We start from the raw sequence: 23031 nt of genomic DNA, 5'->3' as shown, positions 1-23031 counted from the left end.
TTTAATTCCTCATATTACGGTTAAGGAGAACAAACAACCCTGTGACAATGGCTCCTATAAAAGCCAAAGGAGCAAGTTGTTTGTGTTGAATAAGATGCCAATAATCAAGCAGACCTATTAAAAGAAAAGAGATACTTGCACCAATGGCAATACTGTTCCACTGTACTGGTGATTTGTCATGTCCTAGTGTATTGATTAAATTATCTTTTTCTGTGATCAACTCTTCTTTTTTCAGTTCAAGAAAATCAAAGATTAGTTTTGGCATATGGGGCAATTGCTCTGCCAAAAAGGGTAGATTTTGTTTTAATTGGGTGAAAAAGGCCTTAGGGCCGATTTGCTCTTTTATCCATTTTTCAAGAAAAGGTTTTGCGGTGGCCCACAAGTCCAGTTCAGGATAAAGTTGGCGGCCTAGGCCTTCTATAGCCAACAATGTTTTTTGCAATAAAACCAACTGAGGTTGTACCTCCATATGAAAACGTCGTGCAACTTGAAAAAGGCGCAAAACTACTTGTGCAAATGAAATGTCTTTTAAAGGTCTTTCAAAAATAGGTTCACATACTGTACGAATGCTGCTTTCAAACTCATCAACTCGTGTGTCGCGAGCAACCCAACCCGATTCCACGTGCAATTGAGCAACTCGACGGTAGTCTCTATTAAAAAATGCCAAAAGATTTTCAGCCAAATAGCGCTTGTCATTGTCATTTAATGTGCCCATAATGCCAAAATCAATACAAATATATTGCGGATCTTTAGGGTTATTATAGGAAACAAAAATATTTCCTGGATGCATGTCTGCATGAAAGAAACAATCACGAAATACTTGCGTGAAAAAAATCTCTACACCTCGTTCGGCCAGCTTTTTTATATCTACACCATGCGTTTGCAAGCTACTTATATCTGATACAGGTATGCCATGAATTCGTTCAAGAACCATTACGTTAGAGCGCGAGTAATCCCAGTATACTTCTGGGATATACAAGATAGGAGAACGATCAAAGTTACGCCTTAGTTGCGCTGCATTAGCTGCCTCTCTTAATAAATCGAGCTCATCAATCAAGGTATGCTCAAATTCAGCTACAATTTCTTTAGGCTTTAAACGTCTAATTTCAGGCCAATATCGATCTGCCCATTTTGCTATGGTATGCATAATGCTTAAGTCATTTTCAATAATACGACGCATATTAGGTCTTAGTACTTTGACGATGACTTCTTCTCCTGTTTTCAATTTTGCCGCATGTACTTGAGCCATTGAGGCTGATGCCAAAGGTATGGGATCAAATTCAGCAAAGACTTCGTAAGGGGATAAACCATAGGCTTTTTCAATAATTGCCATTGCTTTTTCACTGGGAAATGGAGGGACTTTATCTTGTAATTTACTGAGCTCAATGGCGATATCTAGAGGTAAAATATCAGGTCGGGTGGAAAGTGCTTGACCAAATTTGATAAAAATAGGTCCGAGTGCTTCCAATGAAATACGTAATGCTTCCCCGTGGGTTAAATGTACTTTACGAAACCAGTTCCAAGGATTTAAATAAACAATGAAACGAAGTGGCGCAAATAACCTTAACGACACCACTACATTGTCTAGTCCGTTTTTTGCTAGAATGTAATTAATATGGATAAGACGAATGAGTTTTTTAATGGATTTCATAGTAGCTTATTAGTTGATTGACATGGGCTTGTAAGCGTTCAACACTTAAGGACAGTTCATCAATCTCTGCAAAAAAATCTTCCAATTCATATTTCGAAGGTACGATGCGTAACTCTTCTTGTAAATACTCAGCTACATTTTGGCATAAGGATTCATCAAATTGCCTTTTGAATTTGAGTCCTTTACGGAATAAAGAACCAATTTGATGGGCGACTACATCACCCGTAAAATGAGCAAGGTGACCTTCCCAATCAATATCCATTTCATCAAATAATTTTTTAATGTGTTGTCCTAGTTCCGTATCGCCGGTGATACGGATTTTATCATTAAATAAAGAGCGTGCTTTAGACGCCGGTAATACACTGAGACGGATTAAGCCTAAGGGACTGCTGTGAATGACTGTGTCTGCCTGTTTTTCATAATGATCCAGTAAGACAATTTCACCGTTTTGAAACAGAATAAAAAAATTAACATTTAGCGGACTAATAACCATTTCAAGACATTTATTGTCAAGAGCTTGCAACTTAGCAGGCATACCTTCATCCAATTTTGCTGCTTTGTTTATGGCCTTTTGAAGCGCTTTTAAGGAATATTTTTTTAGCATAATCAACTCAATATTTATAGGCAATGTGCAAGGCAACTATACCACCGCTTAGATTGTCATAATGACAGTCTTCAAATCCAGCGTGCTCGATCATTTTTTTGAGCTCCATCTGATTGGGGTGCATGCGTATGGATTCAGCAAGATATTGGTAACTGGTTTCATCTTGCGCAAAAATCTTTCCTATTTTAGGTAAAATATGAAACGAATACCAGTCATAAATAGGTTTTAAACCCGGGAGCGTGGGGGTGGAAAATTCAAGAATCATTACTTTTCCTCCAGGCTTACAGACACGATACATGGAACGCAACGCTTCTTCTTTATCGGTCACATTTCTTAAGCCAAAACCCATGGTAATACAATGAAAACAATTATCAGCAAAAGGCAGGGCTTGGGCATTTGCCTGTACATAGTCAATGTTTTTATATAAGCCTGCATCTAATAGACGATCACGACCTACATGAAGCATAGCAGAATTAATATCTGCAAGAATAACACGTCCTGTATCACCCACTTTTGTACATAATAACTGGGTTAAATCGCCACTACCGCCTGCTAAATCTAAAACAAATTGTCCAGGATGAACTCGGCTAAGCTCGATGGTGTAGCGTTTCCATAAATGATGAATGCCAAAAGACATTAAGTCATTCATTAAGTCATAGTTTTTTGCTACAGAATGAAAAACTTCGGCTACCTTTTTTTCTTTCTCATTCCAAGCGACAGTCGTGTATCCGAAGTGGGTATTTTTTTCTTGATCAGTCATAAAATACGGATTTGCCATTAAAAACTTCATATTAACTTATTTTAGGCAAGATACCCAGTATTACATTCTGTATCCGGGATGTAATCAAAATGAACTTAGATTATAAGCGGTTATTGAGGTTAAAAAATCAGAATGAAATTAAAAAAATTATTGTAAAACGATAATAAATTATTATAATACAGAGTAACCGAATTAAAGAAGTTGGATCTTACTGTGTACGAACCAACTGCTTTTTCCTAGGATAATATTTGTATCATTAAGGGGTATTTTATGAATAAAATAAAAAACACAAGTCATTTGCTTTATCTGCTCTTTAGATCACTTTGCTGGTTTATTCCTTTAACGACAACGTTTTTGATTTTAGCTAAGTTCAATTGGATGTGCCATTTAGGCGGTTGGTCTACAGTGATTTCTCCTGAGCGAATTTATGATTGGGAACATTTTTCCTTAGCGCATCGTTGTATCTTATTAGCAATTGAAGGATTACCGCTTACAATTACCCTTTTGATTTGTCATAATCTCGCTAAGCTATTTAAACTTTTTGAAAAAGGGTATTTATTTGAAGAGGACAATATTAAATTAATTAAACAAGTAAGTATTTATATGATATTAGGTGAACTAGTCCAATTTATTTATCAACCTTTAATCACTGCTGCTCTTACTTTTAACAATCCTGCGGGCGAGCGTTTTGCAAGTATTACTTTGAAGTCAGCGAATTTATCCACTCTAATTACCGCGTTTATTATTTTAGTTGCATCCTGGATTATTCAAGAAGCGCATCAATTAAAGTCAGAAACACAATTAACAATTTAAGGAATATTCCCGTGTCAATTATTGTTAATTTAGATGTAATAATGGCAAAACGTAAATGCAGGCTTAAAGAATTAGCTGAGGCAATAGGGATTACTGAAGCAAATTTATCTATTTTAAAAAATGGTAAAGCTAAAGCAATACGTTTCGCTACATTGGAGGCAATTTGTACTTATTTAAAGTGTCAACCTGGAGATATTCTTGAATATCAAATGGATCGGCACGATGCATAGTTCATAAATTAGCTAACACGTGCAGATAATAAGTTTCATCGGGTGGTAGATTATTCTTTTGTGAAAGCCAAAGGCATTCGGCAAGTTGTTCCATGATTAGATGCTCAACTGCTAAAGGGTCATGATATTTTTGAAGTAACTTAGTGTAGATAGCACTTATTCCTATGGGGCGATCAGTGCTTATCTGCTCTCTGACAGCCAGATGCAGCCCCATATGTAAAAATGGATTAGGTTCGCCCAATTCAGGAGAATAGGATTGTTGTTGAAATTTATACTGATTCCCAAGCATTTTATGGTATTCAGGATGGGCGAGAATAACTTGAACGATTTCATGCTCTAAAGGAGATAACAACACTCGCTGTTGGTATTTTTCCCAGCTCGAAAAAAACATATGTCGTGTTTCTTGGATGGTATCGCCGTAAAACATGCATTGCTCAAAATTTATAAAAACACAAGTTTAGCTGAAGCATGCTAGAACGACAATAGACTTGTTAGGAAACGCGCTCCTTGAGTTGACATAAATCATCGGTTATGAGATAGTGCACCTTGCGAGGTTGGACTTGCTATGTGTCATTCCACTGGGTCAATTGGCGACACACTGATTGGCCCTTTCTACTCCATTTCTTTTTATTAATTTAATTCCAGGCACTTCATGCTGAACAGAGCACAAACGGTCAAATTTGAGCTCAGGTTGCGAGAAAATATGGTCGTCTCCTGAATGGGGCTGATCTGTTACATCAATTCTGAAATTAAGCGTAAACCATCTGTTCCCAGCTTACCTCCAATGAAAGCCATGAGTAAGCCGCTAACAAGTTCTATTCCTTTCCATACATTTTCTTTTGTCAAAATATCCGAAAAATATCGAGCGGTGAATGTTAACGAGCTGAACCAAAGAAGGCTTGATGTAAGTACTCCTAGTAAAAAAATATGCTCTTGGTTAGGATAGCCACTACTGCCTCCACCGATAATAACCAGAGAATCAATAATTGCATGCGGATTAAGTATGCTAAAACCTAAGGCTAAAAGTATAATTTGAGTTCTATTACGGGGTTGAGCTGCCTGTTCGGAGGTTTTTGCTGTTTTTGAAAAAGCATTTGTTAGGGCTTTTGCTGCATAAAAAAGCAAAAAAGCGGAGCCTAATAGTACCATCCATATTTGCAAAACAGGACGAATTATGAGTAATTCATGAAGACCTGCTATACTGCCACAAATTAAGATAAAATCACAAATAAAACAAATGAGAGCGGAGAGGAGCGCATGATTTTTAAGCGCGCCTTGTTTGATTAAAAAAACATTTTGCGGCCCTAAAGCAATGATTAAGGATAAGCCTAAAAGTAAGCCATCGAGGTAAACAAACATAATAGAGATATTAAAAAAAATCAAAGATAGCTATTATAACATTGCAACTTATGTATTGTGGAGTATAAAATGCGTCGGTTATTCTGTCTCCATAAGATATGCGTACAAAATAAGAACAAATAGGAGGGGGCGTGGGCTCTTTGTTACTAAGAAAGCTAATTGTCACTGCAACGGTGACTGTGCTTGGCATGACAGGTCAATTATTACAAGCTGAAAATGCACCTGCTCAAGAGAAATTGTCAATTATTGATGGATATTATCCAGCTTATCCACCTACCGCTCCAGCTACGGGTGAGAAACAAGAACTAATTCAGCGCGGTGAGTATTTAGCAAAAATGGGAGATTGTATTTCTTGCCATACTCATGTTAAAGGAGGCACACCGGCTTATGCAGGGGGATTGCCTATAGCTACACCTTTTGGAACATTTTACAGTCCTAATATTACTCCAGATAAGGAAACAGGAATTGGTAATTGGACGGAACAGGATTTTATTCGTGCGTTAAGAGAAGGACGTGATCCCCAAGGCAGAAACTATTTTCCTGTGTTTCCCTATATTTATTTTTCTAAGATATCTGATGAAGATGCACGTGCTTTGTATGCTTATTTCATGAGCTTGCCGCCAGTCCATTTAGAGAATAAATCATTACCTTTCCCATTCAATGTTCCTGGTGCTCGTTTTACACTTTGGGGATGGAATATATTATTTTTCTTCCCTCAAGAAGGTGTTTATCAATATCAGAACGATAAATCTCCAGAATGGAATCGTGGAAAATATATAGTAGATGGTTTAGGTCATTGCAGTATGTGCCATACCCCATTAAACGTGTTTGGTTCCCCAAAAACCAGATATTATTTAACAGGCGGTTTCATTGATGGCTATTGGGCACCTAATATCACTAAATACGGGTTGGAATCAGCGACGCATCAGGAAGTTGTTGATGTATTCAAACACGATAAACTCATTAATAATGCTGGCCCTGTAGCTGGCCCTATGGCTGAAGTAAACCATAACAGTCTGATGTATTTAACGGATGCGGATAAAATGGCTATTGCGATTTATCTTAAAACGGTTGTTAGCGAAGAACCATTGGGATTACCGCCTTCGGAAAAGCCGCCTTCTCTTGCTCGTGGTAAAGAGGTTTATTACACTGCTTGTCACATTTGCCATCAAGATGGAGCAATGACTGCCCCACTAATAGGAAATGCACCGGGTTGGTATGAGCGATTAAAAACAAGTGGTTTGAATGGATTATATCGCCATGCAATTCATGGTTTTAACTTCATGCCGGTGAAAGGAGCTTGTGTGACTTGTTCTGATAATGACATTATTTCTGCTGTTGATTACATATTAGATAAGTCGTTAACTCGTACTCAATTATTAAACCTTAAATCGGGTGGTGCGAAAAAATATCCTACTGATGGCGAGACCATTTATAATGAAAATTGCGCTGTTTGCCACAACGAAGGAAAAGAAGGGGCTCCTAAGCTTGGAGATCAAAAAGCGTGGCAGCCTTTACTTGCAGAAAATATGGATGTGCTTATTGAGAATACCGTTAATGGAAAAAAACATTTGAAAAACGGTGGCTGTAAACACTGTACTACTGATGAAGTAATCGAAGCAATTAAGTACATGGTCAGTAAGTCTAAAACTGAGGGAAACTACTCTTTGTGGTAAATTGAACGTTGAACAAAGACCTGAAAGAGCTTAGGCCTTTGTTCAAGAAAAGGGCGTTACGTTCAAGCTAAAGCATCACTATGGCTTTTCTTGAATGAAGATATTGATTGATTGAAGAGTTAACTATCTGGATAAAGGGGATGAGATCTTTTTCATGTCGGTTATTCATACTTCAATGATAAGACGAGGAATGGGGATGTTAAACAGGTTGAAAATCTGTAAATTAATAATAATGCTAGGTGCTTGGGTCATGAGCCAACCAATATTTGCAGCCGCGAATAATTGGCAACTAAATATGTATGAAGGGGTTACTCCTATCAGTAAGGATGCCTATTATCTGCATATGGTTTGTATGGCGGTATGCGCTATTATTGGCGTTGTTGTATTTAGCGTCATGATTTACTCTATGATTCATCATCGAAAATCTAAGGGCTATAAACCAGCATCATTCCATGATAATCCTAGATTAGAAATTTTCTGGTCTATTATCCCCTTTTTAATTTTGGTTGGACTTGCAATACCTGCGACTCGCGTTTTAATGCGCATGGATGATACCCAACAGTCCGAAATTACTGTAAAAATAGTAGGGTATCAGTGGAAATGGCAGTATGAATATCTTGATCAAGGTATTAGCTATTTTAGTATTTTATCCACTCCATTTGATCAAATTGAGAATAATCAAAGAAAAAATGAGTGGTATTTATTGGAAGTTGATAAGCCATTAGTGTTACCTGTAAATAAGAAAGTTCGTTTTCTGGTTACCTCTAACGATGTAGTTCATTCTTGGTGGGTTCCTGAATTGGGTATAAAACGTGATGCAATCCCTGGGTTTATGTATGAAGCTTGGGCAACTATCGAAAAACCAGGTACTTATAGAGGACAGTGTGCTGAACTTTGTGGGGTTAATCATGGATTTATGCCTATAGTTGTTGAGGCTGTAAGTCAAGAAGAGTTTGATAAGTGGGTGGCTGCACAAACAAAATCACAAGATAAATACACTAAAGAAGAGTCTAGTGAGGCTGCACAAAGGACAATGACCCGTGATGAATTGCTGGCGAAAGGAAAAGAAAAATATGATCAAATTTGCTCGCCATGTCATAGACCCGATGGTTTAGGTATTCCCCCATTGTATCCAGCTCTTAGAGGAAGCTCAGTAGCTACAGGTCATCCTATTTCGCGCCATATAGATATCATACTGCATGGTATTCCTGGCTCGGCAATGCAACCCTATAAAGATCAACTTACTGATGAAGAGATTGCTGCGATTGCAACTTATGAGCGCAATGCCTGGGAAAACAATACTAACGAATTAATTCAACCCGCGGAGGTTGCAGCACAACGTCAGAATGCTAATCAACAACCAACCATGGTTAATAAAGTTCAAGCTGGAGGTTTGCAATGACTAGTTACACATTAGCGCATGATGAAAAACATGATGATCATGGACCTGAGCAAGGTAAAGGTGTTTTAGGGTTTATAAAACGCTGGTTGTTTACTACGAACCACAAAGATATTGGTACACTTTATTTGTGGCTGGCAATGATTAGCTTCTTTTTAGCGGGTGGAATGGCTTTAGTGATTCGCGCAGAGTTATTTCAACCGGGTCATCGTCTTGTTGATCCAAACTTCTTCAATCAAATGACAACGCTACATGGATTAATCATGTTATTCGGTGTCGTGATGCCCGCGTTTACTGGAATAGCAAACTGGCAAATTCCAATGATGATCGGCGCTCCAGATATGGCTTTGCCTCGGTTAAATAATTGGAGTTTTTGGATTCTACCCTTTGCTTTTACTTTATTGCTTTCAACAACATTTCATGCAGGTGGTGGCCCTAATTTTGGTTGGACTATGTATGCACCTTTATCGACTACATATGCTCCCCCAAGCACCGATTTTATGATTTTCTCAATTCATATGATGGGTCTTTCATCCATTATGGGTTCAATTAACATTATTGCAACCATTTTAAACTTACGCGCTCCAGGCATGACCCTAATGAGAATGCCAATGTTTGTTTGGACTTGGTTAGTTACTGCCTTTTTGTTGATTGCAATCATGCCTGTTTTGGCAGGGGCAGTTACTATGATGCTAGCGGACCGACATTTTGGAACCAGTTTCTTTAGTGCAGCAGGTGGTGGTGATCCAATACTCTTTCAACATGTATTTTGGTTTTTTGGACATCCTGAGGTTTATGTCTTAGTAATGCCTGCTTTCGGTGTGATTTCAGAAGTAATTCCTACCTTTAGTCGTAAGCCTTTATTTGGTTATTACTTTATGGTTTATGCTGTGGTAAGCATTGCAATATTGTCATTTATTGTTTGGGCGCACCACATGTTCACTACGGGTATCCCTTTGGGTGCAGAATTATTCTTTATGTATACTACCATGCTCATTGCAGTACCTACAGGTATTAAAGTATTTAACTGGGTAAGTACGATGTTCAAAGGTTCGATGACTTTCGAAACACCTATGTTGTTTGCATTAGCTTTTGTATTTTTATTTACAATTGGTGGTTTTACTGGTTTGATGTTAGCTTTAGTTCCAGCAGACTTCCAATATCAAGACAGCTATTTTGTTGTAGCTCATTTCCACTATGTTCTCGTCCCAGGAGTAATATTTGCACTTTTTTCAGCCACGTATTACTGGTTGCCTAAATGGACTGGGCATATGTATAACGAATGTTTAGGTAAATGGCATTTCTGGTTATCAGCAATTTCAGTAAATATCGCGTTCTTTCCAATGCACTTTTTAGGACTAGCAGGTATGCCAAGAAGAATTCCTGATTATGCATTGCAATTTACTAATTTTAATGTGATTTCTTCAATTGGTGCGTTCATCTTTGGTTTTACCCAATTACTTTTTCTATATAATGTAATTGCTACCGTCAGGAAGAGAGGAACTAATAAGGATATTGCCGCTGCTCGATCTTGGGAAGGTGCATATGGGCTAGAGTGGACTTTGCCTTCACCACCACCATACCATACATTTACAACTCCTCCCAAACTAGATTTGTAGGTGTGTTTTTATGAGTGAACGTAAAGGGCATAATAAATTAGTTCTTTTATTAGCTTTGCTTGTTGTAGGTATGTTTGCTTTTGGTTTTGCCCTAGTTCCTATTTACAACAGTATATGTAAGAGTCTAGGAATTAATGGCAAAACAAATCCAGAGGCAATCGCCTATGATGCCACCAAGGTAAAGGTTGCTAAAGATAGGTTGGTTACTGTTGAGTTTGTTGCTACAAATAATAGTGGGGTGCCCTGGGAATTTTATCCTAAGGTTCGAAAAATACAGGTGCATCCTGGTGAAATTGCGAAGTTGGCTTTTTATGCTGAAAATAAGACGAATCATCCAATGACAGTACAAGCCATACCAAGCGTCACTCCAGGTATTGCTGCTAAGTATTTGAAGAAAACAGAGTGTTTTTGTTTTACTCGGCAAACATTAGATGGACATGAGGCAATGAATATGCCTTTGCTTTTTCATTTAGATGCTGATTTGCCCGAAAAAGTAAATACAGTTACGTTATCCTATACTTTATTTGATGTAACTGATAAATGATTATTGATACAGGAGATTAAATTATAATGGGAGCACATGGTACTTATTACATCCCTAAACCAAGCCATTGGCCTTTAGTTGCTTCATGTGGATTAACAACTACTCTTGTAGGAGCAGGATCATGGCTTCATGATGATTGGTATGGCCCTTATATATTCACTATTGGTCTTGGTATTATGGTTTTCATGCTCTTTGGCTGGTTTGGTCAGGTCATTTATGAAAATTCAAAAGGTGTATATGATGAACAAGTTGACCGATCGTTTCGTTGGGGAATGTGTTGGTTTATCTTTTCCGAAGTTTGTTTTTTCGGAGCCTTTTTCGGTGCCTTGTTCTATTCTAGACTTTGGTCTGTGCCTCTTTTAGGAGGCGAAGTACACCCCATTACTCATTTTACGCTCTGGCCCAATTTCAACTCAACTTGGCCTATATTAACTAATCCGGATAATCATGTCTTTGCTGGAGCCCACGAAGCCATGGGAGCTTGGGGCCTAGCAGCAGTGAATACATTAATTTTATTGACCTCAGGTGTTACGATAACTTGGGCTCATTGGGCATTAAAATTAAGAAAACAAAAACAACTACTTATTGGTATGGCGTTAACTATTTCATTAGGTATTTTGTTCTTAGCACTTCAAAGTTATGAGTATCATGAAGCGTACACAGAAATGAACTTAACTTTATCTGCTGGTATTTACGGTACGACTTTTTTTATGTTAACAGGCTTTCATGGTATACACGTAACTTTGGGAACCATAATGCTCATTGTTATATTTTTCCGATGTAAATTAGGTCATTTTACCCCAGAACGACATTTTGCCTTTGAAGGTGTCGCTTGGTACTGGCACTTTGTCGACGTAGTTTGGTTATTCTTATTTGTTTTTGTATATTGGTTATAGAGCTTATCTTTAATGGGATTGAATCTTCTAGGATAAACCATGGATCAGGTTTTCTCAACAAGGAAAAGCATAGCATGGATGCAAATTTATCTTATAGCATTAATTTTTATATGTTTTGCTTTTTTCCAACAAACCGTATCTATATAAGTCTCTGGAATATAAAACACCGCCGTTAAGTCAAGTAATGCACTAAAATGGTTTGGTTTTTCTCAGGTTCATCATCTGCCTGCTTTAAGATTCAGGAAATGGGTTTTAAGCTTCATCTGCTTGCATGGCATCCTTAAACGTCATCCATAACTTATTCTCAAAATCATACAGCTTACATTGTTTGAAAATACTTAGTACTTCGCTAAATTTAAAGTGATACTCATGAAAATAGGTTCCGTATTTCTCTTTTAAAGCCTGGTGAGCCTGGGGTAAATTATAAAAGGGAATACGCGGATCCAAATGGTGCGGAATATGGATCATAATATTGTGCAGTAAGAGTCTTGATATTTTTGAACAATGGATAATCGTGCTGCAATACAAAGCACTAATTGAATGAGACCACTCATTTTTAACCTCAAAAAAAGGCATCTTGGGGTGTGTATGATGCAAATAGACGATTATTGCAATAAAATAATTAAAAATAATAAAGGGCAAAATCACTGTAAGTACTATACCTATCACCCCGCCAGCAAAAAAATAGGAGAAAAGTGACACTAGAAGCCCGTATAAGAGAACCAATATTTTTCCCCATTGATAGTATCGGCGTTCTTTTTCATTTTCCCCTGGGTTAAAACACAGCATTTGCTCCCACCAAATCCTGCGTAAATAATGAAAAGCGCTTGTAAAGAAACAGCGTTCAATTCGATACATTCCACGTTGCAATACGGAGAGTGATCGATATTCTACGGAAGTTAAAGGGCGCCATATCCAATCAATAGGAGAAAAAGAAGCAAAACCATGATGAACTTTATTATGACCAAAACTCCACATCCGATAAATATTCAAGGAGGGAAGCATCGCTATTGTTCCCAGTACCTCAGAGACTTTGCTGTCTTTGAAAAGTGCCCCATGTGCTGCATCATGGGCCCAAACAAAGAGCATCGCGGTAGATAGTCCTGAAATTAAACTTCCAACCACTTGCAGTTTAAAATTAAACTCTGAAAAAATAAGAATTAATCCAAATAGAAACAGAAATAAGTCAAAAAAATACCAAAAAAAAGTTTTAACATAAGAGCGGTTATAACATGCTTTAGGAATCATTGTTCTTACAACAGATGATTTGATTAACTTTATATCCTTCCATGAATTTTTTTTGGGGAAGCTCATACATACTCCTAAAGAAGGATTAAGATACTCAGAATACTTTTATGAAATAGATTCATTTATGAGCAGATATTTTAAATGTTATTTAAAAGGAAACCTTGATCTAGATCATTGAATGATTTTTAATTTTCCAATTTGGCGAAAAAATGGGGGGGCAGAAAGCCAAGCAAACTAATTCACTACTCCCGCAATCAATTTGAGCTGGTCTAATTGAAGAAATTGAATGCGCTTATGTTCAATAGCGATAATTTTATTTTCTTTAAACTGGGAAAATAAGCGGCTAATCGTTTCTGCCGTCAATCCCAAGTAGTTTCCAATATCTTGACGAGAGATCGGCAAAATAAATTCCATGCGCTGGTCACATACATGTAATCGTTGAAACAAATCGATAAGAAATGCCGCTAAGCGCTGCTCTGCGGTTACAAAACTTAAGTAAGAGCCAACAGTTAATTTTTGACTGAATAAATATAATAGATGCTTTTGTAGACTGGGGTTAGAATTTAATAATTCAATGAAATGATTATAGGGAATCTCGCACACGATGGTCTCAGAAAGAGCAATCGCCGAAAAAAGATAAGTTCCGGAGGCAATTGCTTCAAAGCCTAGAATTTCTCCCGCAAAATAAAAACCTCGGATTAATTCATTACCTTCTCTATCCACTTCAAAAGTTTTTAAATGGCCTGATTTAATCGCATAAAGGCTATAGAACGTATTTTGAGGAAAATACAATGCTTGTCTTGTTTTAAGAACATGTTGTTGTTTTACTGCGGAACTGATTTGATTGAGCCAGTGAGGGCTGCCTCCATCAAGAGTACAAAATGGGAAAAACCCACAGTTCGAACAGGACTGAATAGGATTATCTTTCTGGCTCATCAGACATCATGGGTTGCTAAATCTTATAGTTTATCTTGTTTTGAGGTTTTAACCTATTTTTTCCCTCTATGTGCTACATTCTGCGACTTGTTCGCGGGATCCAGAAATCTCGTTCTGTGCATAGAACCCTAGATCCTGGAACAAGTCGCAGGACGTAGGCAAACCTGGTTTTTGCCTTAAGGCTGCACCATTAGGTAGCGACCCAACCTACTTTGCTGTTTTGATTCATCAGGTTGCAAGCTATCAATATATTTGTTCCCATCGATAAATGCCATGTTTGTTCCTTTATGCTTTTCATAGGCCTGGCTTAATTTTTTGCATAACTCAGCAACGGATAGATGAGTAAATACCCCCTGGTTAGGGTCAAAAAAAGTAAAGTCATTCCCGGTTTTTTTAATGAGCATCGAGTGACCTTTGAAGCTAAAAATGGATTTACTAAATACAAAAAATTTAATATAAGCATTATTATTAACATTATCTAATTTAGATGAGAGCAATTTTTCATCAATTTGATTGTTACTTTCTATTTCGCTGTGAGAAAAGAGATCATAGGGATAGATATTAAATAAATAGGCTTTAAACATAGAAAAGGATGAGCTGGCATTAAGAATATGGCTGGAAGTAATTTTCTGCTTCTCTAATTTAACTACATTTATTTTCTTAAGTCTGTCACTAGTGCAATTTTTATCCAATAAGTCTTTAATAATAATATAGTTACAAATTAGCTCACATAAGCCATGATAGCTCTGATAAATATGATTGAGATTCTTATATATGAAATCATATTTTCGCACTTGCTCGCAAATTTCTTTTTGATTAAATGGAATGTGTTCTTGTACCGGCACGGATTCTTGTGCTGGAGGTAACAAGTATGGCATTGTAAAGTAAGGAACATTAATTCCATATATAAATCTGAATGGAGTAGGTTTGAAAAATAGAAAATGTCTCATGGCCAAATTGATTAAATAATTTTTTAAATGAGTACATATTAACCACTTGGCCTTAGGGTAATATTAACTTGATAGGAATAAAAGTTTCTTGAGAAGCGCAGATGGAATAGTATGAATTGGTTCTGAATGAGATGATCGACCCTCTTAGCCTTTTTACTGCAAGCGTTCGCCTCTCTTCAATAAAGCACAAATTTTTTCGAATAAAATAGGCAACGTCCCTAAAGCTATAAAAAACTTTAGGGACGTTGCCTAAGTGTTTATATTTAAAATAAATAGTACTTATCAATGCTAAAAGTCATTTTCCAAAATCAAAATAAATCTGAATAACTATGAAATTATACGGTTGATTTAATTAACTGCTCAATAATTATCTGTAACCTATGCTCATTGTCATAGTGAATGACTAAAGAGCCTTTACCAGACTTACCTGGTTTAATTTTGATCGGCACTCGTAAATGTTCAGAGAGACTATTTAACTGGTCGTGATACAGATAAGGTAAAGAAACCGCATACTTTCGCTCTTCAGCTTTATTCTTATCAGCTTTAATGCGCTCAACTAATTTTTCTGTTTCTCGGACAGATAGACTTTTTGCCGCGATTAATTGTGCCACTTGATTTTGTTGTTCTTCATCCAAAACCAATAGCGCGCGGGCATGCCCCATATCAATATCACCATGTTCTAAAAGTTTTTTTACAGGATTGGACAGAGCCAATAAGCGAATATAATTACTCACTGCAGTTCTGGATTTACATAAGAGCTCAGCAACTTGTTGATGGGTTAATGAAAATTCATTAATTAAACGTTGCATCGCACGTGCTTGATCCATAGCATTTAAATCCTCACGCTGTAAATTCTCCACTAAAGCCATTGCCATTGCAGTTTCATCATCTACCTGTTTTAATAGCACAGGGATTTCAGTCAGACCTGCCATTTGACTTGCTCGCCAGCGACGCTCACCGGCAATAATTTCATAACGTCCATTACTTAATTCGCGCACTAATAATGGCTGCAGTAATCCCTGTTTTTTAATGGATTGAGCTAGCTCTTGTAAGGGTATTTCCTCCATTTCACCACGAGGTTGATATTTGCCTGGTTGCAAACAATCCACTGCAAGCATGAGAGGTTCGTTTTGTGGTTTTTCATCCAATAAAACACTGCTTGATTGGCCTAATAAAGCGGATAAATTACGTCCTAAACTACTACGTTTCACTGTCATAAATTACCCCTATCCTGCAACAGTTTGTTTATTAATAAGTTCAGAGGCAAGAACCATATAGGCTGCTGCACCAGGTGATGTTTTATCATAATGCAAAGCAGGTAGTCCATGACTTGGAGCTTCAGCCAATCGAACATTACGGGGAACTACTGTTCTATAAACTTTATTTGGAAAATGCTCTATTAATTGCTTTGATACTTCAGAACACAGGCGGTTACGTGTATCGTACATCGTTCGGAGTACTCCCTCAAGCTGCAAACGTGGATTTACTGCTGCTTTGACTTGTTCAATGGTAGAGAGTAGGGCAGCTAAACCCTCTAAAGCATAGTATTCGCATTGCATGGGAATGAGAACCGAATCAGCAGCAACAAAAGCATTAATAGTTAAAGTGTTCAATGCTGGTGGGCAATCAATTAGAATAAAGTCATAATTACTTTGAATAGGTTGCAAGGCTTTATACAAAAAAGTTTCACGATGATTGCGCTCCATGAGGCTTACTTCAGCAACAGTTAAATCATCATTTCCAGGTATTAAGTCATAACCGCCATTGGTGGTAAGGCATGCTTGCTCTGCCAGACAGTCATGCAGTAAAACATCGTTGGTTGTATGTACCAGCTGACTTTTATCAACACCACTACCCATTGTTGTATTCCCCTGGGGATCCAAGTCAATCAATAAAACGTGTTGTCGATTAGCTGCCAAAGAAGCAGCTAAATTAATAGCCGTGGTAGTTTTGCCTACACCGCCTTTTTGATTGGCAATGGCTATGACTTTTGCCATGATTTATTCCTTAGTTGTGTTTTCAATAATGACGCAACAGCGTTCACCGTCAACACCAGCAACATTATAAGTATTTACAGTGCAGTTTTGTTTTATCTCATTCAATTCTGCATCAGGGGAGCGCCCTTTCATTGCTAACCAAATTCCTTTATCAGCAATAAGGTGTTGGGTCCACTGAATCATCTGTGCAAGACTACTGAACGCTCGGCTTAATACTGTATCAAAACCTTGTGTCGAGCGGTAGTTTTCGACTCTAAATTGTACTATTTCCACATTTTTTAAGTTGAGCTGCCGTTTTACTTCATTTAGAAAGCGAGTTTTTTTTCCATTAGAGTCTAGCAATATAAAGTTTATTTCGGGTTTAGCTAAAGCAAGCGGAATACCCGGTAAACCGGCACCTGTGCCTACGTCTATAATTCGGGTGCCGTTAAGCCAGGGCAAAATCGCTAAACTATCAAATATATGTTTGCTCACCATAGTCTCAACATCGCGAATTGCAGTGAGATTATAAGTTGAATTCCATTTATTCAATAAGGATAAATACTCTGATAAGGAAGTAATTATGGGCTCTAAATCAAAGGATCGTAATCCCTCTTCGAGCAATAATTTTATCTTTGCTTCATCCTTCATGCATCAATTCGCTGTTTTTTTAAATGAACCAAAAGTAGTGAGAGCGCGGCTGGGGTCACTCCGGAAATACGAGCTGCTTGTGCTAAGGTTGTTGGTTTGATTTTTGTTAATTTCTGGATCACTTCATGAGACAACCCAGTTACATCATTATAATCAAGCCAGTCAGGTAATAGTGTATTTTCCTGCTTTCGCATTTTTTCTATATCTTGTTGTTGTCGCTCAATATAACCGGCATATTTATTTTGAATCTCTACTTGCTCACTTACTTCAGGTGGTAGCTCAGGTAGGTTTAAATCTTCGAGTTTTAATAAATGATAATAATTAATTTCCGGTCGTTTCAGAAACTCTGAAGCTCTAGTGTCATGTTGCATTGGATTAACCAGAATATCAGTAAGCATTTCATTATGGCTCACTCGAACCCAAGTATTCCGTAATTGTGATTGAGTAGATTCTATTGCTTCACGCTTAGCAGAAAAATGATGCCAACGTGTTTCTCCTACTAAACCTAACTCCTTGCCTTTTTCAGTCAAGCGCAAATCTGCATTATCTTCTCGTAGAAGTAAGCGATATTCAGCACGGGATGTAAACATCCTATAGGGCTCTTGAGTACCGCGGGTAATTAAATCATCAATGAGCACACCTATATAAGCTTCATCACGACGGGGACACCAAAGTTCTTTTTCTTGTACATATAAAGCAGCATTCATGCCTGCGATTATTCCTTGTGCTGCTGCTTCTTCATAGCCTGTGGTACCATTAATTTGTCCAGCAAAAAACAAATTTGGAATCGGTTTGGTTTGTAAAAATGAAGTGAGCCCTCGTGGATCAAAATAATCATACTCAATAGCATAGCCTGGTCGTGTGATATGAGCATTTTCAAACCCTTTAATCGTCCGAACAAATTGTACTTGTACTTCAAAGGGAAGACTTGTGGAAATGCCATTCGGATAAATTTCTTCAGTAGTTAATCCTTCAGGTTCAACAAAAATTTGATGGGACAATTTGTCTGCAAACCGAACTATTTTGTCTTCAATAGAGGGACAATAACGTGGGCCAACTCCTTCAATAACTCCCGCATACATGGGCGATTGGTGGAGATTGTTACGAATAATCTCATGAGTGGCTTCAGTAGTATGGGTGATATGACAAGGAATCTGTTGCGGATGATCACTCACAAGTCCTAAATAAGAAAAAACAGGAATAGGAGTATCACCAGGTTGTACAATCATTTGGCTGTAATCTAAGGAACGACGATCAATTCGTGGTGGAGTTCCTGTTTTTAAACGACCCACTGGTAAGTCGAGATCCCGAAGGCTTTTTGCTAAAGCGACGGAAGGAGGATCTCCTGCGCGCCCGCCGGCATATTGATTCATTCCCACATGAATTTTTCCTCCTAAGAATGTACCTACAGTCAATACGACAGCACGAGCTCGTAGAGTAAGGCCCATTTGGGTAATAACACCGGCTACACGTTCTCCTTCAATCAATAAATCATCAACTGCTTGTTGAAAAAGCGTCAAATTTTTTTGAGTTTGTAATTGTTCTCTAATAGCTTGCCTGTACAGCACTCTATCCGCTTGTGCGCGAGTTGCACGTACAGCTGGCCCCTTAGAGGCATTCAAGATACGAAATTGAATTCCTGCTTTATCTGCGGCTTTGGCCATCGCGCCATCTAAGGCATCGATTTCTCTCACTAAATGCCCTTTACCTATTCCGCCTATTGCTGGATTACACGACATTTGACCGAGCAGATCCATGTTATGAGTCAGTAATAAAGTTTGCATACCCATACGTGCTGCAGCAAGTGCTGCTTCTGTACCAGCATGTCCACCACCGACTATGATGACGTCATATAATTTTCCAAGATTCATTCTGATCAATATTTGTGTAACAAAAAAGTGAATTATACACTTTTTTGCCAATTGTCCCAATATTAAGAAAGCTATATTAATAAATTTGAGTAAAAACTTGCATAATTATTAGTCATGTAGACATCATTCATGACTATTTTTCATAGGATATGCAAAATAGTAAGTCGTTAGATAATAGTTAGATAATCTTTGATTGGTATACTTTGTAGATGAATAAGTAATTAGAGGGGATAAGAAAATGCCTCTTAATAAAACTGAAATTGAATCTATTGAGCAGCTGCAGTTAAAAAAAAATTCAGTGGAATTAAGAAAAACATTAGAATCGATGGAAGGCACTAAAGCTTCTCGACAGTCTATTGCCTTATCTATATTGAGCTTGATCCCCTTTTTTAACAAATTTATTGCATCTGCAAGCGGTGCTGGGAATGCAATTACGCGGATGATTGAGATACAAGGACTTGTCAATAATGCAACACAAACAGCAGCAAGTGCGTTTCAATACATTAAATTAGGTACAGCGATTATTGATTTCTTTCGAATCCCTGCCATTTATGTAGGAGCCCTTATAGCCAAGCAAGAAGTACCGTTCACTTTTTCGCGTAATGCCAAATTTTTATATTCATCGGTGATCTTAGGACTTACTATTACTGCAGTAGCTTTTCCTCCTTCAGCACCAATTATTGCTTTAGTTGCTGGAATAGCAGCATTAGGTCAAAGTGTAACCACTTTGGCTAATCTTTATTATAAGCGTTATGAAGTTCAAGATAAATTAGAACAGATAGAAAAGGATATTACTCAGAAAAAAAAGAAAATAACTTCGTTAATTGATAAATTAGAGAAGTTAGAAAAAACTGCGGAGATGGCAAATGATGAAGAATTAGAGTCGATAAAAGATAAAATCACAAACAAGAAAAAAGAAATTGCCAAACATTTAGATGAGCTTCAATCCTTATATGATTCACAAGAGCATTGCAAGCAAAAATTAGAAAAATTGGGTACAACATCTGCTTTAGATAGAACAGTAGGTGTTGGCTTCGCTGCTCTTGCCTTAATTGGTATTGTAACCAGCATGATTTTTCCTCCTGTCGGAATCGGAATACTTGCTACAACGGCCTCTTTAGGAGTGGCTTATTTTGTTGGGCGTATAACGGTTCCTTTGATGAAGTCTCTGGTGGAAAAAATAATTAATGCGGTTTCAAAAAAGACAAATTCTAATAATGATCATCAAGCTTCTCTAGAATTAAGTGTGTTAGGCGGAAAAAAAGCGTTAACCCATTCAAATATTCCTTCTGCCGGAATCGGGATGCTTGCTGTTCCTGGCTCTTTAGGAGTAGCTTATATTGCTGCACGTGTCACTAGTCCTTTCATGAAGTCTCTGATGGAAAAAATAATTAATGCGATTGCAAAAAGAACGGACGCTGATAAGGATCCTCGAAATTCTATAGAAGTCAGTGTGCCAAATATTCCTTTAATGTTTGAAGATCTTGTTTTAATAAATGAGGCAAAAAAATTAGCAAATGAATTCAAAGAAATATCAGGTGTTCATTCAAGGGAACGCGTTGATTTGTCACAGAAATTAGTTGAAATAAACACTCAAGCTTTAATTGCGAATAAAATAACATCCAAATCTGACAATAATAAAGGCGACCAAAATGAGCCTGAGAATGATGAGCATCTAATTTTTCTTTAAATAAACAGGGACGTTGCCTAATACTTAACGTGAGTTCGATAGAAAAAATAAATTGATTTTTCCTATCGAACTGCTTTTATTTAGAACTTAATTAAAAGGGATTGATAGGAGGTAGGGCACTATTGTTTTCTTGTTTACGCCCATTATTTTTTTTCATTTGTTGAATACTGCACCATAATTCATCACCTCGCCACAAGACTTTCTCATGATTTTTGTATAAAACTTGTGAAAGATTCTGTATTTGCTTTTTAAATGCGACATCCGTAGTTAATTGTGTTAAATCGGTGAGATTTAATATAGAAACATCTGGCCAATGTAGACTCGCCCATTTGAGTAATGCATCACGTGCATGTTGGGGATTTGCTTGCATACATGCCTTGTGGAGCTCATTGAGTGTCGCTTTATATTGGCCTTTTTGGGAGTTTTTATAATGCTTTTGCCATCCCCATAAAATTAAAGTAACGAACCAGGCGAAAGCAAAAAGTGCTGCAACTAACCAGCCCCAGTTAAACTGATTTGCGGTATTGGATTTATTTATTTTGGTTGTTGGTGGTAGCTCATCTTGATTATTTGTTACAGTAGTTTGGCTTGTACTGGGTACGGGCATAGTAGCTGATGCTGTAACATCAATGAGTTTTGAGGGCAAGACAGCAATTTCTTCTTTACCTGTTTCTGTATTAAACCAAGGGAGTTTTAATTCTGGAATAGTGATCTTTCCTGATTTATTAAATAGGTAAGTAACCTTAATTTCCGTACGACCAATTAATTCTTCCTGAATAACTTGGTTTTTATCTTTGCCTTTTTCAGGATAAACATTCACACCGTCAATTTCTGTAAAAGTAAGTGCCGGCAAAAGTTGGGCGGGGATTCCTATTCCTTGAAGAGTTATCGTACGAATGAGCGTGTTACCTTGGGTGATAGTTTGTTCTGAATTTTCGTATTGTTCCGTTAATTTAATATCTTTTGCAGGCAGCCATGTTTTACCCGAAAATTCTTTAGGGATTGGCTGTACCTCTAAGTGAGTTGTTTTATCTTCCGTCTTGACGCGTTCTGGGTTAAAGTCATAAATCAGTGCAGTGAATACAGGAGATTTTATTTTTAAAGAACCACTTTTTTGCGGAAAAATAGCGTAGTTTTGTTCTTCAACAAGATAGTTAATATTATTTTTTTGAGTTTGATAACGCTTTTCAGCTCCTAAGGGAATAAGTAAGGCATTTTCAACTTGTGGGCCTTGGTAATCAGAATCTAACAGATGTTTTGAGTTATATAAGGTTACTTTATAGATAATTTGTTGATTGACATAGGGTTTTTTTTCGTTGACAGAAGTTGTTAAATAGAGGCGTTGCTGTTGATTTGAATTATCAGTAGAAGTACTTTGTGGTGTTGTACTTGCAGCGGTCACGTTAATGGTTATTGGTGCTGTATATTCGTTACCAATTTTGATCGCGGGAATTGTTAATTTTCCCTCTTTTTGTGCTTTTAAGGTGACGGTCCATTCACTGGATGATTGTGCCTGTCCATTGGTAATGGAATAATTCATTCGGTGTTCTGTGCCCAGAATCATAAAGTCTTTTTGTAAAGGAGTCAGATCAGGAATGCCGTTTTGTAAATTATCTTGAGTTAAAATCAATCGAAATGATGTGTCGCTACTTACTTGAGACGGCTCAACCTGCACTTGTATTTCAGCATTAACTACTAAGCTAAAGAGACAAAAAAATCCAATTATTAGTAATTTTTTCATTGATACCACCCACGTGCTCTTCGTAAATGGTCACGTAAAAATTTTTCTCGCATTAATCCACCTGGATCATCTGGAATTAACCGTAACCATTGTTCTTTTGCTTGTTGTTTTTCTCGCTCAGTTTCAGACTGAGTTTCACTATTTTGAGAGGATTGATCTGTTTTATTTTGATCTTTGTTTTGCTGATCTTTGTTTTGCTGATCTTTGTTTTGCTGATCTTTGTTTTGCTGATCTTTATTTTGCTGATCTTTGTTTTGCTGATCTTTATTTTGCTGATCTTTGTTTTGCTGATCTTTATTTTGCTGATCTTTGTTTTGCTGATCTTTATTTTGCTGATCTTTATTTTGCTGATCTTTGTTTTGCTGATCTTTGTTTTGCTGATCTTTGTTTTGCTGATCTTTGTTTTGCTGATCTTTA

At 37.3% G+C, this 23031-nt stretch carries 22 protein-coding genes; 9 read left to right on the top strand and 13 right to left on the bottom strand.

All coding sequences use genetic code 11. From position 1 onward, the window contains the following. Position 1 precedes the first annotated feature (1 nt). The 3 genes from ubiB to ubiE are packed head-to-tail and all read right to left on the bottom strand — an operon-like array spanning position 2 to position 3015. A complete protein-coding gene (ubiB, locus tag Lgra_RS05615; RefSeq protein ID WP_058498292.1) occupies positions 2-1651 on the bottom strand; it encodes a ubiquinone biosynthesis regulatory protein kinase UbiB in 1650 nt (549 codons plus the stop codon). Further along, on the bottom strand, positions 1638-2255 hold the full coding sequence (locus tag Lgra_RS05610; RefSeq protein WP_058498291.1) for a ubiquinone biosynthesis accessory factor UbiJ: 618 nt from the start codon (positions 2253-2255) through the stop codon (positions 1638-1640). Before Lgra_RS05610 ends, ubiB begins: the two co-directional genes overlap by 14 nt. A 7-nt stretch (positions 2256-2262) precedes the next feature. Then, entirely contained in the window at positions 2263-3015 is a 753-nt protein-coding gene (gene ubiE, locus Lgra_RS05605) for a bifunctional demethylmenaquinone methyltransferase/2-methoxy-6-polyprenyl-1,4-benzoquinol methylase UbiE (protein ID WP_058498704.1), read from the bottom strand. A 270-nt stretch (positions 3016-3285) separates the two neighbouring features. On the opposite strand from ubiE, the gene Lgra_RS05600 reads away from it, so the two are divergent. Both Lgra_RS05600 and Lgra_RS05595 read left to right on the top strand, forming a co-directional pair. After that, complete coding sequence (locus Lgra_RS05600; RefSeq protein WP_058498290.1) at positions 3286-3828, top strand: DUF2975 domain-containing protein; 543 nt, start codon at positions 3286-3288, stop codon at positions 3826-3828. Positions 3829-3839: 11 nt separating this feature from the next. After that, complete coding sequence (locus Lgra_RS05595; RefSeq protein ID WP_058498289.1) at positions 3840-4058, top strand: helix-turn-helix domain-containing protein; 219 nt, start codon at positions 3840-3842, stop codon at positions 4056-4058. Between the two features lies 1 nt (position 4059). Here the strand turns inward: Lgra_RS05595 and Lgra_RS05590 are convergent, their stop codons facing one another. Continuing rightward, a complete protein-coding gene (locus Lgra_RS05590; protein ID WP_058498288.1) occupies positions 4060-4485 on the bottom strand; it encodes a DUF1841 family protein in 426 nt (141 codons plus the stop codon). A gap of 305 nt (positions 4486-4790) precedes the next feature. After that, positions 4791-5417, bottom strand: coding sequence for a LysE/ArgO family amino acid transporter (locus tag Lgra_RS05585; protein ID WP_058498287.1), 627 nt, complete (start codon positions 5415-5417; stop codon positions 4791-4793). Between the two features lie 131 nt (positions 5418-5548). On the opposite strand from Lgra_RS05585, the gene Lgra_RS05580 reads away from it, so the two are divergent. From Lgra_RS05580 to Lgra_RS05560, 5 genes are all read left to right on the top strand, one after another. Continuing rightward, on the top strand, positions 5549-7093 hold the full coding sequence (locus Lgra_RS05580) for a c-type cytochrome (protein ID WP_058498286.1): 1545 nt from the start codon (positions 5549-5551) through the stop codon (positions 7091-7093). A 196-nt stretch (positions 7094-7289) separates the two neighbouring features. After that, on the top strand, positions 7290-8495 hold the full coding sequence (gene coxB, locus Lgra_RS05575) for a cytochrome c oxidase subunit II (RefSeq protein ID WP_058498285.1): 1206 nt from the start codon (positions 7290-7292) through the stop codon (positions 8493-8495). Beyond that, entirely contained in the window at positions 8492-10111 is a 1620-nt protein-coding gene (gene ctaD / locus Lgra_RS05570; protein WP_058498284.1) for a cytochrome c oxidase subunit I, read from the top strand. The genes coxB and ctaD overlap by 4 nt, the downstream gene beginning before the upstream one ends. 10 nt (positions 10112-10121) lie before the next feature. Next, complete coding sequence (locus Lgra_RS05565; RefSeq protein WP_058498283.1) at positions 10122-10655, top strand: cytochrome c oxidase assembly protein; 534 nt, start codon at positions 10122-10124, stop codon at positions 10653-10655. Positions 10656-10681: 26 nt separating this feature from the next. Further along, on the top strand, positions 10682-11551 hold the full coding sequence (locus tag Lgra_RS05560) for a cytochrome c oxidase subunit 3 (protein ID WP_058498282.1): 870 nt from the start codon (positions 10682-10684) through the stop codon (positions 11549-11551). 252 nt (positions 11552-11803) lie between these two features. Here Lgra_RS05560 and Lgra_RS05555 read toward each other — a convergent pair whose 3' ends face one another. From Lgra_RS05555 to mnmG, 7 genes are all read right to left on the bottom strand, one after another. After that, a complete protein-coding gene (locus Lgra_RS05555) occupies positions 11804-12865 on the bottom strand; it encodes a fatty acid desaturase (protein ID WP_058498281.1) in 1062 nt (353 codons plus the stop codon). A gap of 168 nt (positions 12866-13033) precedes the next feature. Further along, positions 13034-13735 carry a helix-turn-helix domain-containing protein gene (locus Lgra_RS05550; RefSeq protein ID WP_058498280.1) on the bottom strand — a complete coding sequence of 234 codons (702 nt, stop codon included), beginning with the start codon at positions 13733-13735 and terminating at the stop codon, positions 13034-13036. A 176-nt stretch (positions 13736-13911) separates the two neighbouring features. Continuing rightward, entirely contained in the window at positions 13912-14613 is a 702-nt protein-coding gene (locus tag Lgra_RS05545; protein WP_058498279.1) for a hypothetical protein, read from the bottom strand. Positions 14614-15020: 407 nt separating this feature from the next. Then, a complete protein-coding gene (locus Lgra_RS05540) occupies positions 15021-15902 on the bottom strand; it encodes a ParB/RepB/Spo0J family partition protein (RefSeq protein WP_058498278.1) in 882 nt (293 codons plus the stop codon). Between the two features lie 9 nt (positions 15903-15911). Beyond that, a complete protein-coding gene (locus tag Lgra_RS05535; RefSeq protein WP_058498277.1) occupies positions 15912-16682 on the bottom strand; it encodes a ParA family protein in 771 nt (256 codons plus the stop codon). Between the two features lie 3 nt (positions 16683-16685). Then, positions 16686-17312, bottom strand: coding sequence for a 16S rRNA (guanine(527)-N(7))-methyltransferase RsmG (rsmG, locus tag Lgra_RS05530; protein ID WP_058498276.1), 627 nt, complete (start codon positions 17310-17312; stop codon positions 16686-16688). Further along, the gene (gene mnmG, locus Lgra_RS05525; RefSeq protein WP_058498275.1) at positions 17309-19183 is read right to left on the bottom strand and encodes a tRNA uridine-5-carboxymethylaminomethyl(34) synthesis enzyme MnmG; all 1875 of its coding nucleotides are present in this window, start codon (positions 19181-19183) and stop codon (positions 17309-17311) included. The genes rsmG and mnmG overlap by 4 nt, the downstream gene beginning before the upstream one ends. Positions 19184-19421: 238 nt before the next feature. Between mnmG and Lgra_RS05520 the strand changes: the two genes are divergently transcribed. After that, a complete protein-coding gene (locus tag Lgra_RS05520) occupies positions 19422-20873 on the top strand; it encodes a hypothetical protein (protein ID WP_238584369.1) in 1452 nt (483 codons plus the stop codon). 91 nt (positions 20874-20964) lie between these two features. Here Lgra_RS05520 and Lgra_RS05515 read toward each other — a convergent pair whose 3' ends face one another. Then, complete coding sequence (locus tag Lgra_RS05515; RefSeq protein WP_058498274.1) at positions 20965-22614, bottom strand: BatD family protein; 1650 nt, start codon at positions 22612-22614, stop codon at positions 20965-20967. Between the two features lie 13 nt (positions 22615-22627). Here Lgra_RS05515 and Lgra_RS18610 point away from each other — a divergent pair. Beyond that, the coding region (locus tag Lgra_RS18610; protein WP_420795199.1) for a pentapeptide repeat-containing protein at positions 22628-23031 on the top strand (404 nt) is incomplete at its 3' end.

This window comes from Legionella gratiana (genome assembly GCF_001467695.1).
GTDB classification, from domain to species: Bacteria; Pseudomonadota; Gammaproteobacteria; order Legionellales; family Legionellaceae; genus Legionella; species Legionella gratiana.
Note: the sequence above shows the minus strand (reverse complement) of the source record. Positions and strands in the feature narration are given on the sequence as shown.